We start from the raw sequence: 14,697 nt of genomic DNA, 5'->3' as shown, positions 1-14,697 counted from the left end.
GGTGGCTTCAGTGTCTGTCGCTTCTACATCCCAGTCGATCCTGTTCGGCAAACTTTCGCTCAGCGCCCTGCCGCTGAACGAGGCGATCGTGGTCTGGACCTTCGTCGTGGTGGCCATTGGCGCCGTGGCGGTGCTGGCCGCGCTCACTTACTTCCGCCTCTGGGGCTACCTGTGGCGTGAGTGGTTCACCAGCGTCGATCACAAGAAGATCGGCATCATGTACATGGTGCTGGGCATCATCATGCTGCTGCGCGGCTTCGCCGACGCGGTGATGATGCGCCTGCAGCAGGCGTGGGCCTTCAACGGTTCGGAGGGCTATCTCAACGCCCACCACTACGACCAGATCTTCACGGCGCACGGCGTCATCATGATCTTCTTCGTGGCCATGCCGCTGGTCACGGGTCTGATGAACTATGTGGTGCCGCTGCAGATCGGCGCGCGCGACGTGTCGTTCCCGTTCCTGAACAATTTCAGCTTCTGGATGACCACGGCCGGCGCGGTGCTGGTGATGATGTCGCTGTTCATCGGCGAATTCGCCCAGACCGGCTGGCTGGCTTACCCGCCGCTGTCGGGCATTGACGGCAGTCCAGGCGTCGGCGTCGACTATTACATATGGGCGCTGCAGATAGCCGGCGTCGGCACGACGTTATCGGGCATCAACCTGATCTGCACCATCATCAAGATGCGCGCGCCGGGCATGGACATGATGAAGATGCCCGTGTTCACCTGGACGTCGCTGTGCACCAACGTGCTGATCGTCGCCACCTTCCCGGTGCTGACCGCCGTGCTGGTGCTGCTGTCGCTGGACCGCTACGTGGGGACCAACTTTTTCACCAGCGATCTCGGCGGCAACCCGATGATGTATGTGAACCTGATCTGGATCTGGGGTCACCCGGAGGTTTACATCCTCGTCCTTCCGGCGTTCGGCATCTTCTCCGAGGTCACCTCCACCTTCACCGGCAAGCGGCTGTTTGGTTACACCTCGATGGTCTACGCCACGGTGGTCATCACCATCCTGTCGTATCTTGTCTGGCTGCACCACTTCTTCACCATGGGCTCCGGCGCCAGCGTGAACTCGTTCTTCGGCATCACGACGATGATCATTTCGATCCCGACGGGCGCCAAGATGTTCAACTGGCTGTTCACGATGTATCGCGGCCGCATCCGCTTCGAGGCGCCGATGATGTGGACCATCGCCTTCATGCTGACCTTCGTCATCGGCGGCATGACCGGCGTGCTGCTGGCGGTGCCTCCGGCGGACTTCGTGCTTCACAACAGCCTGTTCCTCGTGGCCCACTTCCACAACGTCATCATCGGCGGCGTGCTCTATGGCCTGTTCGCCGGCATGATCTACTGGTGGCCCAAGGCGTTCGGCTTCCGGCTGCATCCGCTGCTCGGCAAGTTCTCGTTCTGGTTCTGGGTCATTGGCTTCTGGTTCGCCTTCATGCCGCTCTATGTGCTCGGCCTGATGGGCGTCACCCGCCGCCTGCGCGTGTTCGACGATCCCTCGCAGCAGATCTGGTTCATGATCGCCGGTTTCGGCGCCTTCCTGATCTTCCTTGGCATCGTCTGTTTCCTGCTGCAGATCGCCTACAGCATCTGGAAGCGCGACGAGCTGCGCGACGAGACCGGCGACCCGTGGGATGGCCGCACCCTGGAGTGGGCGACGTCGTCGCCGCCGCCGGCCTACAACTTCGCCTTCACTCCGGTCGTGCATGACAACGACGCCTGGTCGGACATGAAGAAGCGCGGCTACCAGCGGCCGCTCACCGGCTACCGCCCCATTCACATGCCCAGGAACACCGGGGCGGGCGTGATTCTCGCGGGCATCAGCCTGGTTCTGGGCTTCGCGTTGATCTGGCATATCTGGTGGCTCGTCGCCGTCAGCTTCGTCGGCCTGATCGCCACGGCCATCGCCCACACCTTCAACTACAACCGCGACTATTACATCCCGGCTGAGGAAGTGACGCGGACCGAGGAAGAGCGCACGCGCGCCCTCGCGGCGGCGGGAGTCTGACGATGGCGAACCAGGCAATCACCGCGGATATGGGCCACGCGCCGGCGTTCCATCTGGCTGAGGAGCCGCACCACCCCGAAGGGCACAGCACTCCCCTGGGGTTCTGGCTCTACCTGATGAGCGACTGTCTCATCTTCGCCATTCTCTTTGCGGTCTACGCGGTGCTCGGCGGCAATTTCGCCGCCGGCCCGTCGCCGAAGGACCTGTTCGATCTCAACCTGGTGGCGGTGAACACGGCGATGCTGCTGCTGTCATCGATCACCTTCGGCTTCGCCATGCTGTCGATGGCGCGACAGCGAAAAGGCGCGACGCTGGCCTGGCTGGCCGTGACCGGCCTGTTCGGCCTGGCGTTCCTTGGCATCGAACTCTACGAGTTCCACCACATGATCCATCTGGGGGCGACGCCGCAGCGCAGCGCCTTCCTGTCCGCCTTCTTCACGCTGGTCGGCACGCACGGGCTGCATGTGACCTTCGGCACGCTCTGGCTGGTGACGCTGATGGTCCAGATTGGACGTTTCGGCCTCATCCCCGCCAACCGCCGTCGCATGACCTGCCTGAGCATGTTCTGGCACTTCCTGGACGTCATCTGGATCGGCGTCTTCACCATTGTCTATCTGATGGGAATGCTGCGATGAGCGCTGAAACGCACGCGGACCATGGCCATCATCACGAGGCCCATGAGGAACCGCACGGAACCCTGCGGGACTATGTGATCGGCTTCGTGCTTTCGGTCATCCTGACGGCCATCCCGTTCTGGCTGGTCATGGCCGGGCCCATCGAGAGCAAAACGGTCACGGCTGTCATCGTGCTCGCCCTGGCGGCGGTGCAGATGGTGGTCCACATGATCTACTTCCTGCACATGAACGGCCGCTCCGAAGGGGGCTGGAACATGACGGCCCTGGTCTTCACGGTGATCATCGTGGTGATCGTGCTGGTCGGATCGCTCTGGGTGATGACCCACCTCGACGCCAACATGATGGCGACCCACGAGGAGATGATCCGGCGATGAACCTGAACCCGGTCTGGGCGCCGCCAGGCCGGGTTTTCATTATACGCCATGATTTCGATGCGATTTCTGATGCATAATGGCGACAGCGGCCGCGTGAACCGGCCATGGCGGGGAGCCGCGTCTGAACGATGAAGCGGAGCGGTTTCCGGTTGCTGGTCATCCTGACGCTCGCTCTGGCGGGCGCGCTGGGGTTCGGCGCGCTCGGCGTGTGGCAGATCCGGCGCATGACCTGGAAACACGAGCTGATCGCCAGGGTGGAAAGCCGGGTCAACGCCGCTCCCGTCGCGGCCCCCGGGCCGGGGGCCTGGGCCAACGTCGCGGGCGAGGAGTACCGGCGGGTGCGCGTCGCCGGCCAGTATCTCCATGATCGGGAAACCCTGACCCAGGCCGTCACCCGGCTGGGCGGCGGTTTCTGGGTGATGACGCCGCTGCGCGCCGACGCCGGCTTCATCGTGCTGGTCAATCGCGGCTTCGTGCCGCCGGAGCGCCGCGCCCAGGCCGCCCGTCAGGAATCGCTGCCAGGCGGACGGGTGGAGGTGACGGGCCTGCTGCGGCTCACCGAGCCGGGCGGTGGTTTCCTGCGCCATAATGACCCCGCTGCCGACCGCTGGTATTCCCGCGATGTGGCCGCCATCGCCCGCCGGCAGGGGCTGGACCGGATGGCGCCAGGAGCCGTCGCGCCCTATTTCATTGACGCTGGCTACGTGCCCAATCCGGGCGGTTACCCGGTTGGCGGCCTCACCGTGGTGCGGTTCAGCGATAACCATCTGGTCTACGCCGTGACCTGGTTTGCCCTGGCGCTGATGACGGTGGCGGCGGCCCTGTTCATGATCAGCCTTGAAGGGCGCGACGCCGGGGAATCCTCTTGAAGGTCGCCGCCCACCCCGAGGATCTGGCCAACCGGCAGAACCTGCTGCTCCTCATTCACCTGCGCTGGATCGCCGCCTGCGGCCAGGTCGCCACCATTCTCCTGGTGCATTTCTGGCTGGGCGTTCGCCTGCCGCTTGCGGACATGCTGGCGGTGGTCGGTTTTCTGGTTTGCGTCAATCTGGTGAGCGTCTGGCGCAGCCGCCGGCAGAAGGGCATCAGCTCCTCGGGGCTGTTTCTGGAGCTGCTGGTGGACGTCGCCGCGCTGACCCTGCAACTCTATCTGAGCGGCGGCGCCGCCAATCCGTTCATCTTCCTGTTCTTGCTGCAGCTGATGCTTGGCCTCGTGCTGCTCCAGGCGTGGGCCGTCTGGGCCCTGGTGGTGATCACCAGCCTGTGCTTCATCTGGCTGATGTTCAGCCACCGCGACATGATCATGCCGGCTGGCCAGGGCGAGGTCGCCTTTTTCCGGCTGCATCTGCAAGGCATGTTCCTGTGTTTCGTGCTGGCGGCGGCGCTGCTGGCGATTTTCGTCGGCCGCATCCAGCGCAACCTGCGGGCCCGCGACGCGGGCCTGGCGGAATTGCGCCAGCGTTCGGCGGAGGAGGAGCATATCGTCCGCATCGGATTGCTGGCGTCCGGCGCCGCCCACGAGCTGGGCACGCCCCTGTCGACCCAGACCGTCATTCTCGATGACTGGCGCCGCGCGCCGGCATTCAGGGACGACCCGGCGATGATGGAGGAGCTGGGGGAGATGCAGGAGCAACTCGACCGTTGCAAGGCCATCGTCTCCAGCATCCTGACCGCGTCGGGCGAGGTGCGCGGCGAAGGCGCGGCGCACACGCGCCTGTCGACCTTCATCAATGACACCGTCGGGGAATGGATTGCGTCGCGCAAGCCGGCGCATTTTTCGTTTGCCGGCCTGGAAGGCCCGGATTGCCCCATCGTCACCGACATGGCCTTGCGGCAGATGGCGTTCAATGTGCTGGACAATGCGCTGGAGGCTTCGCCCCAGCTGGTGCGGCTGCGCGTGCGCAATAGCGGCCAGCAACTGGAAATCGAGGTCAGCGACGCCGGGCCCGGCTTTTCCGGGCAGATGCTCCAGGCTCTCGGCCTGCCGTATCATTCCACCAAGGGACGGCCGGGCAGTGGCCTTGGCCTGTTTCTGGTCTCGAATGTGGTGCGCCAGCTCGGCGGCCATCTTGACGCGTACAACAGGGCGGAAGGCGGCGCCTGCGTGCGCATGACGTTGCCCCTGACGGCGTTGACCTTTGGTCCACCGGCGAGCAGGGACACGGAAAGGCGGTTTCATGGAAACTGACGCTGGCGATCTGCTCATCATCGAGGACGACGAGGCGTTTGCCCGCGCGCTGAAACGCTCCTTCGAGCGTCGCGGCTACATGGTGCGGCGCATCGACGGCCTTGATGGCCTGGGCGCGGTGCTTGAGGACGGCGCGCCGGAGTTTGCTGTTGTCGATCTCAAGCTGGCCAGCGGCTCGGGGCTGGAGTGCGTGCGCATTCTGCACGCCAACGACCCGGAAACCCGCATCGTCGTGCTCACCGGTTTCGCCAGCATCGCCACGGCGGTGGAGGCGATCAAGCTGGGCGCCTGCCATTATCTGCCCAAGCCGGCCAGCGCCAACGACATCATCGCCGCCTTCGAACGGGGCGAGGGCGACGCCTCCATCGGCGTCACCGCCCGGCCCACATCACTGAAAAACCTGGAATGGGAGCGGATTCACGAGGTGCTGATCGAAACCGATTTCAACATCTCCGAAACCGCCCGCCGTTTGGGAATGCACCGGCGCACCCTTGCCCGCAAACTGGAAAAGTCTCGGGTGAAGTAGCAGGCGCGCTCAGTCGCCCGCCGCCGCCCCGGGAGCCGTGCAATAAAGCTGGTACAGGGTGTTGAACAGCTGGCCGACCCGGGGATCGGCGATCCGGTACCAGATCGTCTGGCTTTCGCGACGGGTGGCGACGATGCCTTCGTCACGCATGCGGGCCAGGTGCTGCGACAGCGCCGACTGGGACAGGCCAACCGCATCGGCCAGGGTGGTGACGTTGGCTTCGCCCCATTCCACCAGCTTGCACAGGATCATGAGGCGCCGCTCGTTGGCGAGCGCGCGCAGGACATTGGCGACGTCGGTCGCCTGTCGCTCAAAGGCGTCGAGCGCCATATGCGGATGTGACATGTGCCGTTCGCTTTTCCCTGGCTGATTTGCCCCATTACCTAATGCAGCCCCGACGCTTGCGCCAGCATGTACAGGGCCACGGCGATGATGATGATCGCCAGCAGCCGGTTCAGGGCGCCGCGCGAACTGGCCAGCCGCCGCGCCGCCCAGGCCCCCGGCAGCCCGCCGATCACGCCGCCGCCAATGAACAGGCCGGCGAGCCGCCAGTCCACCAGGCCAGCGGCTGCATAGCTGATCGCCGTGGTCAGGCCAAAAGCGGTGACCGCGACCAGCGACGAACCAATGGCGAACACCAGCGGCATGCCGGTGGCCGCGACCAGGGCGGGAGCGATCAGGAAGCCGCCGCCAATGCCGAAAAAGCCGGATAGCGCCCCGGCGCCGGCGCCAGCGCTCGCCAGTTTCGGAAAATTGCTCCGGTTGAGGCGCACCGACGGCTCGCCGGCGGCGGCGCGACCGCGCAGCATCAGAGCGCCCACCGCCAGCATCAGTAGCGCGAACAGCGCCAGCAACCTGCCGCCGTCGATCGATTTGCCGAACGCCGCGGCCGCCGCGGCGCCGGCAACGCCGGCCAGGGAGAACACGGCCGCGCAGCGCCATTTCACGTTTCCCGCCCGGGCGTGGTTGAGCAGGTTGACGAAAGCATTGGCGGCGACAACGACCGCGCTTGTGCCGATGGCGACATGCGGATTGGCGACGCCAGCCAGGTACACAAGGAGCGGCGTCGCGAGGATCGAGCCGCCGCCGCCCACAAGGCCAAGCGTGAAGCCGACGAGGGCGCCGGCGCCCAGGCCCAGAAATGCTTCAGGCGCGATCATGGCGTGACATCCCGGCCTGGCGCGTCAGTTTTTTCCGGAAACGCCGCATGAAGCAGGCGCCGCCGGACGCAACGCCCGGTTCCATGGGGCGTGGGCCAGAAGCCGCGCCATGCCGCAGAAGCCGGTTACGCCGGCCATGATCAGGCCAGCGCCGACAAAGCCGGAAATGGCGAAGAACCACGGCGAGATCAGAAAGCCGAGCAGCACGCCGGCAAGGGCCATCGAGCCGGCGCCGATCTGCACCTGACGCTGCATCTCCAGCGGCTGGCTGCGATCCGTCGTCACCGGAAGACCGGCCTTCTTCCAGGCGTCGAGGCCGCCTTCCAGCACCCAGGCCTGACAGTCAGGCATGACGCCGGCGGCCAGCCGGTCGGCGGCGCTGGCCGTGCGCATGCCGCTGCGACAATGGAAAATAACCGCGGCGTCATTGGGCCCGGTCATGGACGATATGGACGACGACAGGGGGCGGGAGCGCGCGCCGGGAATGTGCTCGCGGGCGTGCTCATCCGCTTCACGAATGTCGATCAGAACCGCGCCTTCCTGAAGCATCTGGCGGGCGCGTTCGGGCGCGATGGCAGGCAGGGGAGCAGGCAAGGGGGCGGACAGGGGGGCTGGGAAAGACGACATGGCGGCCTCGTGACTCGATTAATTAAGATATTGCTTATTTAGTTATTTCTCATATATTGTCAATATCCGTTTCGGCGCAAACATTCAGGGGAGGCCCCATATGCCCGGACCGCTCATTCAGGCGTTTTTCGACGAGCCCACCAACACCGTCAGCTATCTGGCAGCGGACCCGGCGACGAAAATCGCCGCCGTCATCGACCCCGTGTTCGACTACGACCACCCCTCCGGCACGGTTGACACCCGTTCGGTGGAAGCCATTCTGAAAGCGGCGGACGCCGCCGGTTACCGGATCGAATGGGTCCTGGAGACGCATGCCCACGCGGACCATCTGTCCGGCGCGCCGTGGATCAGGGCGCGGACCGGCGCGAAAATCGGCATCGGCGAGCACATCAAAGAGGTGCAGCGGATTTTCCGGCCCGTGTTCAATGCGGAGGACCTGCATACGGACGGCCGCGACTTCGACCATCTGTTCAGGGATGGCGAGCGGTTCCGCATCGGCGAACTGGAGGTGGAAACCCTGCACACGCCAGGGCACACGCCGGCGGACGTATCCTGGCGCATCGGCGACGCGGTGTTCGTCGGCGACACCCTGTTCATGCCGGACTACGGCACGGCGCGGGCGGACTTTCCTGGCGGCGACGCCCGCCAGCTTTACCGGTCAATCCGGCGTCTGCTGGCCCTGCCGCCAGAAACGCGCCTGTTCATGTGCCACGATTACAAGGCGCCAGGCCGCGACGCCTATGCCTGGGAGACAACCGTCGCGGCGCAACGCGCCGGCAATGTGCATGTGAAGGACGGCGTCACGGAAGAGGAATTCGTCGCCATGCGCAACGCCCGCGACGCCACGCTGTCGGCCCCGCGCCTGCTGCTGCCGTCGATCCAGACCAACATCCGGGCTGGCCGTTTTCCGCCGGCCGAGGCGAATGGCGTGCGATACCTGAAGATTCCGGTGAAGATGAAGGGCGACGCCGACGCGCTGGCGTGAGCGGCTTGCGCGAACTGCCGCCGCACTGATCGGAGCGTGTTCCAGAAAAGTGGCCCGGGCCTTTTGGAAGACGCGTCCTGCCACGCGTTGAGGGCGTTGCCGGTGAAACCTGGTTCACCGGCAGCCGCGTCTGAAGCCGCGTATCCCGAAAAACGCACGCATTGCCCCACGGCAAACCGGCGCTGCTTTCCGGCGGGATGTTCTGGCGCTTCAGGCAGCGTTCTTCCGGCGCACCTGGGCGATGGCGGAAAGGTTCACCGTGCCGAGCACGCCCTCCACGTCATGCATCCAGCAACCGCCGATGCCCACGCCGTCCCGGGCGTTGTGGCTGACCAGCTCCAGGCCGATCCATTCGCCCACGGGTTCGCGGTGCAGGTACAGGGTGAAGTCGGTGTTGATGAAATCAATGCCGAATTCGCTGCTGTGGGTCATCGGGCTGGTCATGTCGCCCATCATCGCCGCGCGCATGAACGGCGTCAGCGGCACGCCGTCGATGGCGAGACGTTCAGGCCTGAACCATGCCTGGCGGCAGGCGACCGGCGCCATGGGGCCCAGCACCGGCGCATTGCCCCGGCCGCTGTCCGTGGCGTCAGGCGCCTCACGGACCATGCGCGCATATTCGGGCGCAACCGGTTTCACGGCGGCGAGACCATAACCTTTCCCGGGCGCCAGTTCGTCCGGCGACGGGGAGGGCCAGTCTGGCGTTTGCCAGGTCGGATTATCCGGGTTTTCGGTCCTGCGGATGAACTGGGCGCTGGCCCGGGCCAGCAACTGGCCGCCGACGCTGATTGACGCCTCGGCCAGTTGCAGCCGCTTGCCGCTGCGCAGCATCCGGGTTTCCACGCTGAACGGATCCGCCGGGATCATGCCGAGCAGATCAACGCAATACCGCGTCACGATGTAGTCTGCGCCACCGAACTCCCGTTCCAGGCAACAGGCCAGCAGGCTGGCGACGGCGGGACCAGTCAGCGTGTTGTCCAGCCAGTATCCGAGGCTCCGTTTCGTGGGAACGAACAGGTCGCCCTGCTGGATGAAATAGGCGTTGGAGATCGTTTCCGGAGACTGGTTTTCGTTTTCTGACATGGGGTGTGGAGCTTCTGAACCTGAAAAAGGCGCGGCGTTTCCGTCCAGCGAGGGGCATGGAAACGCTTGAACAGAACGGGACGCCACGTCCTTCCTCCCGGCGTCGCCAGGAGTCAAGTCAGTGAACTGGTCAAGTCAGTGAACTGGTCAAGCCAGTGAACCGGTGAGGCCAGTGAACCGGTCAGGCCAGCGGGCGGTGACCGGTCCTGAAACGTCGTCTCACAGCTGATCCATGAAATCCGCCCACGCCTTGCGGCCGAAGGCGTCGTAGGCGTCCATGCAGGCGACCAGCCGGTCGAGCGTCGCGGTTTCCGCGATTTCCGCCGGCAGCAACGGATCGCGCAGGATCCGGCGGATCGCCTCGCGCCCGGTCAGCAGGGTTTCCACCGCCACTGCCTCGCCAGAGCCCATGTGTCGCAGCGAATGCTCCAGCATGTGGATGGCGTCCTCATGCGAACGGGCGAGGCGGTCGCGATCCCACAGGGCGCTGAAGCGCCGCGCATGGGCGCCCGAGACATGATCCATGCGCGCCGTCAGCATGGCGTCGGCGGCGCCGAGGGCGACGAGATCGCTGGCCATCCGTCCGGCGCCGCCGCGCAAGTTGTTGGGCCGCACCCACAGGCCGGTTTCATCCTGACGGAAACCATTGAATTCCAGCGCCCACTGGGTGCGGCGCCAGCGGGTGCGCGGCAGGCTGGTCGGCTTGATGGCGGCGCAGACCCAGCTTCCGTCCCAGGCGATGCGTCGTCCGGGATGGCTGCGCCACACCGCCGCCCGTTCGCGCACCGGATCCTCCACGACGCCCGCCGCGTAAATCCCGCGCCCGGCCGTGCTCAGCTTGCCCTCCGCCCGCAGCCGCGTCAGCGCCGTGCGCAACGCCAGATCGCTGAGCCCGAAGGCGCGCCCGATCTTGCGAATGTCATTGGAGGACAGGGTGTCGCGCACGCCTGTGGTGAACAGGTCGAGCACCAGGGCGCGGGCCGAGATTTTCTCTTTGTTGCGATTGTTGACAGGATTGGACAAATTTAGCAACTTTCCTGAAACCACATCCAGCTGGCCCGCGGCGCCCTTGCAGAAAATCCGCTCATGCTGGAACGGATTTTTGATCTATCTGTCTGTTTTGTCGCGCTTTTCATATGTGAAACGGCGCCGGCCCGCCCGAAGGCGCTCATGCGCTCAAGGCTCCTGCGCCACAGGGAGGAACCCATGTCCGTCTACGCCCCCCGCACCCATCTCGCCACGCACGACGTCGCCAACCAGCCGCCGGAATTCGCTGACGTCAACCTTTATGCGATCGACACGTCGTTGCGCGAGGCGGTGGCGCGCGAGGCGGGGGCGTGGCTGGAGCAGCCGCTGCTGGCCCTGGGCGCCGATATGGGTTCGGAGCGGGTGCTGGAACTGGGCGCCCTCGCCAACCGGTTTCCGCCGGAGCTGGCGCAGTTCGACCGCTACGGCCGCCGCATCGACGAGGCGCGCTTCCATCCCGCCTACCATGAGCTGATGGCGCTGGCGATGAAGCATGGCGTGCACGATCTGGCCTGGCGGACCGAGGAGCGCGGCCGGCACGCGGCCCACGCCGCCATGCTGGCGATCTTCACCCAGGCGGAAGCCGGCGTCATGTGCCCGGTCAACATGACCTACGCCTCAGTGCCGGCCCTGCGCACGACGCCGGAAGTGACCCAGCCCTGGCTCGACAAACTGATCGGTGGAACCTACGACGCCAGGCTGCGGCCTCTCCAGCAGAAATCCGGCGTCACCATCGGCATGGCGATGACCGAAAAGCAGGGCGGCAGCGACGTGCGCGCCAATTCCACCCGCGCTTACCCGCTGGACGACGCCCGCCGGGCCTTCCGGCTGGTTGGCCACAAATGGTTCTGCTCGGCGCCCATGTGCGACGCCTTCCTCACCCTGGCCTACACCGATCGCGGTCTGTCATGCTTCCTCGTTCCGCGCGTCAGGCCGGACGGCGAGCGCAACACCATCCAGGTGATGCGCCTGAAGGACAAGCTCGGCAACAAGTCCAACGCCTCAAGCGAAATCGAGTATCATGACGCCTACGCCGAACTGCTCGGCGAAGAAGGGCGCGGCGTCAACGTCATCATCGACATGGTGCACCACACCCGCCTTGGCACCATCGCCGGAACCATCGGCATGATGCGCATGGCGCTGGCCCAGGCGCTGCATCACACCCGCAACCGCCGCGCCTTTCAGAAAACCCTCGCTGACCAGCCGGTGATGGAGGGCGTCCTGGCCGACCTGGCGCTGGAATATGAGGCCGCCGTGGCCCTGACCATGCGCGTCGCCCGCGCCTTCGACGCCACGGACGGGGAGGAAAAAGCCTTCGCCCGTCTCGCCGTGGCCGTCGGCAAATACTGGCTGACCAAGCGCAACGCCAATTTCGTCTACGAATGCATGGAGTGCCACGGCGGCGCCGGCTACGTGGAGGAAGGCATGATGCCGCGCCTGTACCGCGAGGCGCCGCTCAACGCCATCTGGGAAGGCTCTGGCAACGTCATCGCTCTCGACATCATGCGCACCCTGGCGCGCGAGCCGGCGGCGCTCGACGCCTTCGCCGCCGAGCTGGAGCGGGCGAGGGGCGCCAGCGCCGCGTTCGACAGCGCCAGCGCCGATATGGTCAACCGGCTGCGCGCCGGCTCGCATGAGCGCGACGCCCGCATGAACGCCGAGCGCATGGCCCTGCTGCTTCAGGGCGCCGTGCTGCTGCAACACGCCCCGCACGCGGTGTCGGACGCCTTCGTCGACACCCGCATCAACGGCGCCAGCGGCCGCACCTTTGGGGCGATCCCGGCCAGCGTCGACGTCCGCAGCATCCTGGCGCGCCACCCGTCGCTGTAAGCGGAGCCAGGCGTGACCAGGGCCATCGGCGCCCCCGCTGGGCGGCGCGTTTCCCGTCAGGGCTGACCACGCGCCTCACCGTCATGCCGGGCTCGCCCCGGGCGAACGCAAGCGACGCCCCGCCGTGTCGGCGGTTCACCCGGTCCTGACGGCGCAAGTCAGGGCGAAGTCAGCGCGGACGGGCGTCGCCGCGCTGAAACAAAGACGCATCCATAAAATAATACCCGGGAGGACAGTCAGATGCCCGAATTCTCGACCCTGCGCATAGATCACGATCCCCACAATCCACGCATCGCCCGGCTGCTGCTCAACCGTCCGGAGCGGATGAACGCCATCAGCGACGCCATGCCGGGCGAAATCCGCGCGGCGGTGGCCTGGGCGGAGGCCGACGAGCAGACCCATGTCATCATCGTCGAGGGCGCGGGCAAGGGCTTCTGTGGCGGCTATGACCTAGCCAGCTCCGCCGAGCAGGTGATCGAGCATCCATGCCAGCAGGAGAGTTACCCGTGGGATCCCATGGTGGACTACGCTTACATGAAGCGGAACACCGAGGATTTCATGAGCCTGTGGCGCTGCTCCAAGCCAACCATCGCCAGGGTGCATGGCGCGGCGGTGGCCGGCGGCACGGACATCGGCCTGTCGTGTGATCTGCTGGTCGTGGCCGATGACGCCCGCATCGGCTACATGCCGACCCGCGTCTGGGGCTGCCCGACCACGGCCATGTGGACCTATCGGCTCGGTCCCACCCGCGCCAAGCAGCTGATGTTCACCGGCGACATCATTTCCGGGGCCACCGCCGCCGAATGGGGCCTGGCCAACATGGCGGTTCCGGCGGCGGAGCTGGAGGCGGCGACCATCAGGCTGGCCGCGCGCATTGCCGGCGTGCCGAAAAGCCATCTGGCCATGCACAAGCTGGTGGTCAATCAGGTGATGCTGAACATGGGCCTGGAGCAGAGCCAGATGATGGCCACCCTGTTCGACGGCATAACGCGCCATAACCCGGAAGGTTTGTGGTTCCGCCGTTACGCCCAGCAACACGGCTTCAAGGACGCCATCGCCTGGCGCGACGGCGGCCAGCCCATCCCCGAGGGAGAAGAAGCCCGCGCCGCCATCCGCGAGCTTGACGCCCGGGCGGCCGCCAGCGCCGCCAGGACGCCGCCCCAAGCCCGCTGAACCTTCCGGTTCACGCCGCCGGTTCACGCCGCCGGCAACTTGCCCTTGCGCCGGGCGAACGCCTCCAGCTCTGCCCGCGCTTCCGGCGTGGCGAAGGCGTTGCAGAAATCCTCCACCGCCACGGCGATGCTGCGGCGGTAGTCGAGATCGTTCTGGCGCATGAAAGCCGCCCGCGCCATGGTGACGCCCCGCGCCGGCTTGCCCGCCAGCTCTTCGGCCAGCAACCCCGCCGCCGCGTCCAGCTCTCCGGCCGGAACAATGCGACTGACAAGGCCAAGCTCGCGGCCCTCCTGGGGCGTGAAGGAGCGGCCGGTGAACAGCAGCTCGAACGCCCGGTGCCGGCCGACGATGCGCGGCAGATGGGCGAAATGGATGGCCGGCGGCAGGCCCAGATCGATCTCGGGATAGCCCAGGGTGGCGTCATCGGCGGCGATGATGATGTCGCAGGAGATCGCCAGGGTCATGCCGCCGCCGCGCGCCGTGCCGTTGACGACGGCGACCGAGGGCTTCCCCAGATTGTGCTGGACGTCATAAAGATTGATGTAAAGGTCCTGCAGGGTCTGGCGCACCTCGTCCGGCGAGGCGGTGAGCATCAGCGGCAGATCAAGCCCGGCCGAGAACCGTCCCGGAACTTCGCTGGCCAGCAGCACGACCCGCACGGCGGGGTCCGCCGAGGCGCGCTGCAACGCGCCAATAAGGCCCCTGAGCAGCGGTATGGTCAGGGCGTTGACCGGAGGGCGGGCCAGGGCGATGCGCGCCACGCCGTTGCTGACGCTGTAATTGACGTTGTCGGATCCGTTGCTCACGTCGTTTCTTCCTGTTCCGTTATTCTTGTGCTGGTCCCGCCAGACTGTCGGGTCGCCGCCCCGTCACGACAAGGGCTGGCGGTGAAAAATGCGCGGCAGACGCCCGCTGGCAAACGCCCGCTGGCAACAGGCGCTTGCCCGGCAAGGTGGATGACGCTGCTGGCTGGCGCGCATGGCAGGGGCGGGCCGGTATGCGCTTGCTGATCAGGCCGGATTTCCGGCGTGCCTGAAAGCATTCAGCCAGCACACGGCGCCCCGAGCCTTGTC

At 66.1% G+C, this 14,697-nt stretch carries 15 protein-coding genes; 9 read left to right on the top strand and 6 right to left on the bottom strand.

The window, feature by feature from the left end:
* The first annotated feature begins 10 nt into the window (after window positions 1–10).
* From cyoB to EV666_RS03300, 6 genes are all read left to right on the top strand, one after another.
* Window positions 11–2,017, top strand: a complete 2,007-nt coding sequence (gene cyoB / locus EV666_RS03325; RefSeq protein WP_132003081.1) for a cytochrome o ubiquinol oxidase subunit I — start codon at window positions 11–13, stop codon at window positions 2,015–2,017.
* 29 nt (window positions 2,018–2,046) lie between these two features.
* Complete coding sequence (gene cyoC / locus EV666_RS03320) at window positions 2,047–2,652, top strand: cytochrome o ubiquinol oxidase subunit III (RefSeq protein ID WP_376886306.1); 606 nt, start codon at window positions 2,047–2,049, stop codon at window positions 2,650–2,652.
* Entirely contained in the window at window positions 2,649–3,026 is a 378-nt protein-coding gene (gene cyoD, locus EV666_RS03315) for a cytochrome o ubiquinol oxidase subunit IV (RefSeq protein ID WP_132003075.1), read from the top strand. The genes cyoC and cyoD overlap by 4 nt, the downstream gene beginning before the upstream one ends.
* A gap of 128 nt (window positions 3,027–3,154) precedes the next feature.
* Window positions 3,155–3,895 (top strand): SURF1 family protein, encoded by a 741-nt coding sequence (locus EV666_RS03310; protein ID WP_207906323.1) that lies wholly within the window; start codon window positions 3,155–3,157, stop codon window positions 3,893–3,895.
* On the top strand, window positions 3,892–5,214 hold the full coding sequence (locus EV666_RS03305) for an ATP-binding protein (RefSeq protein ID WP_132003072.1): 1,323 nt from the start codon (window positions 3,892–3,894) through the stop codon (window positions 5,212–5,214). Before EV666_RS03310 ends, EV666_RS03305 begins: the two co-directional genes overlap by 4 nt.
* Entirely contained in the window at window positions 5,204–5,740 is a 537-nt protein-coding gene (locus EV666_RS03300) for a response regulator transcription factor (protein ID WP_132003069.1), read from the top strand. Before EV666_RS03305 ends, EV666_RS03300 begins: the two co-directional genes overlap by 11 nt.
* A 9-nt stretch (window positions 5,741–5,749) precedes the next feature.
* On the opposite strand, the gene EV666_RS03295 is transcribed toward EV666_RS03300, so the two are convergent.
* The 3 genes from EV666_RS03295 to EV666_RS03285 are packed head-to-tail and all read right to left on the bottom strand — an operon-like array spanning window position 5,750 to window position 7,527.
* Window positions 5,750–6,085 (bottom strand): ArsR/SmtB family transcription factor, encoded by a 336-nt coding sequence (locus EV666_RS03295; protein ID WP_132003066.1) that lies wholly within the window; start codon window positions 6,083–6,085, stop codon window positions 5,750–5,752.
* A 38-nt stretch (window positions 6,086–6,123) separates the two neighbouring features.
* On the bottom strand, window positions 6,124–6,900 hold the full coding sequence (locus tag EV666_RS03290; RefSeq protein WP_132003063.1) for a sulfite exporter TauE/SafE family protein: 777 nt from the start codon (window positions 6,898–6,900) through the stop codon (window positions 6,124–6,126).
* Between the two features lie 24 nt (window positions 6,901–6,924).
* On the bottom strand, window positions 6,925–7,527 hold the full coding sequence (locus tag EV666_RS03285; protein ID WP_132003060.1) for a rhodanese family protein: 603 nt from the start codon (window positions 7,525–7,527) through the stop codon (window positions 6,925–6,927).
* 100 nt (window positions 7,528–7,627) lie between these two features.
* Between EV666_RS03285 and EV666_RS03280 the strand changes: the two genes are divergently transcribed.
* Complete coding sequence (locus EV666_RS03280; RefSeq protein WP_132003057.1) at window positions 7,628–8,512, top strand: MBL fold metallo-hydrolase; 885 nt, start codon at window positions 7,628–7,630, stop codon at window positions 8,510–8,512.
* Between the two features lie 210 nt (window positions 8,513–8,722).
* Here EV666_RS03280 and EV666_RS03275 read toward each other — a convergent pair whose 3' ends face one another.
* Together EV666_RS03275 and EV666_RS03270 are read right to left on the bottom strand one after the other, a co-directional pair.
* Window positions 8,723–9,595: a thioesterase family protein gene (locus tag EV666_RS03275; protein WP_132003054.1), complete on the bottom strand. Its 873-nt coding sequence runs from the start codon at window positions 9,593–9,595 to the stop codon at window positions 8,723–8,725.
* Window positions 9,596–9,814: 219 nt separating this feature from the next.
* Window positions 9,815–10,618 (bottom strand): hypothetical protein, encoded by an 804-nt coding sequence (locus EV666_RS03270; RefSeq protein WP_132003051.1) that lies wholly within the window; start codon window positions 10,616–10,618, stop codon window positions 9,815–9,817.
* A 183-nt stretch (window positions 10,619–10,801) separates the two neighbouring features.
* Here EV666_RS03270 and EV666_RS03265 point away from each other — a divergent pair, with 183 nt between their 5' ends.
* Window positions 10,802–12,451, top strand: a complete 1,650-nt coding sequence (locus EV666_RS03265; protein WP_132003048.1) for an acyl-CoA dehydrogenase family protein — start codon at window positions 10,802–10,804, stop codon at window positions 12,449–12,451.
* A gap of 240 nt (window positions 12,452–12,691) precedes the next feature.
* Window positions 12,692–13,624 carry a crotonase/enoyl-CoA hydratase family protein gene (locus EV666_RS03260; RefSeq protein WP_132003045.1) on the top strand — a complete coding sequence of 311 codons (933 nt, stop codon included), beginning with the start codon at window positions 12,692–12,694 and terminating at the stop codon, window positions 13,622–13,624.
* Window positions 13,625–13,647: 23 nt separating this feature from the next.
* On the opposite strand, the gene EV666_RS03255 is transcribed toward EV666_RS03260, so the two are convergent.
* Window positions 13,648–14,430 (bottom strand): enoyl-CoA hydratase/isomerase family protein, encoded by a 783-nt coding sequence (locus EV666_RS03255; protein ID WP_132003042.1) that lies wholly within the window; start codon window positions 14,428–14,430, stop codon window positions 13,648–13,650.
* Window positions 14,431–14,697: the final 267 nt, after the last annotated feature.

This window comes from Camelimonas lactis, from assembly GCF_004342915.1.
GTDB classification, from domain to species: Bacteria; Pseudomonadota; Alphaproteobacteria; order Rhizobiales; family Beijerinckiaceae; genus Camelimonas; species Camelimonas lactis.
The sequence above is the reverse complement of the archived record's forward strand: the minus strand, read 5'-3'. Positions and strand labels throughout refer to the sequence as shown.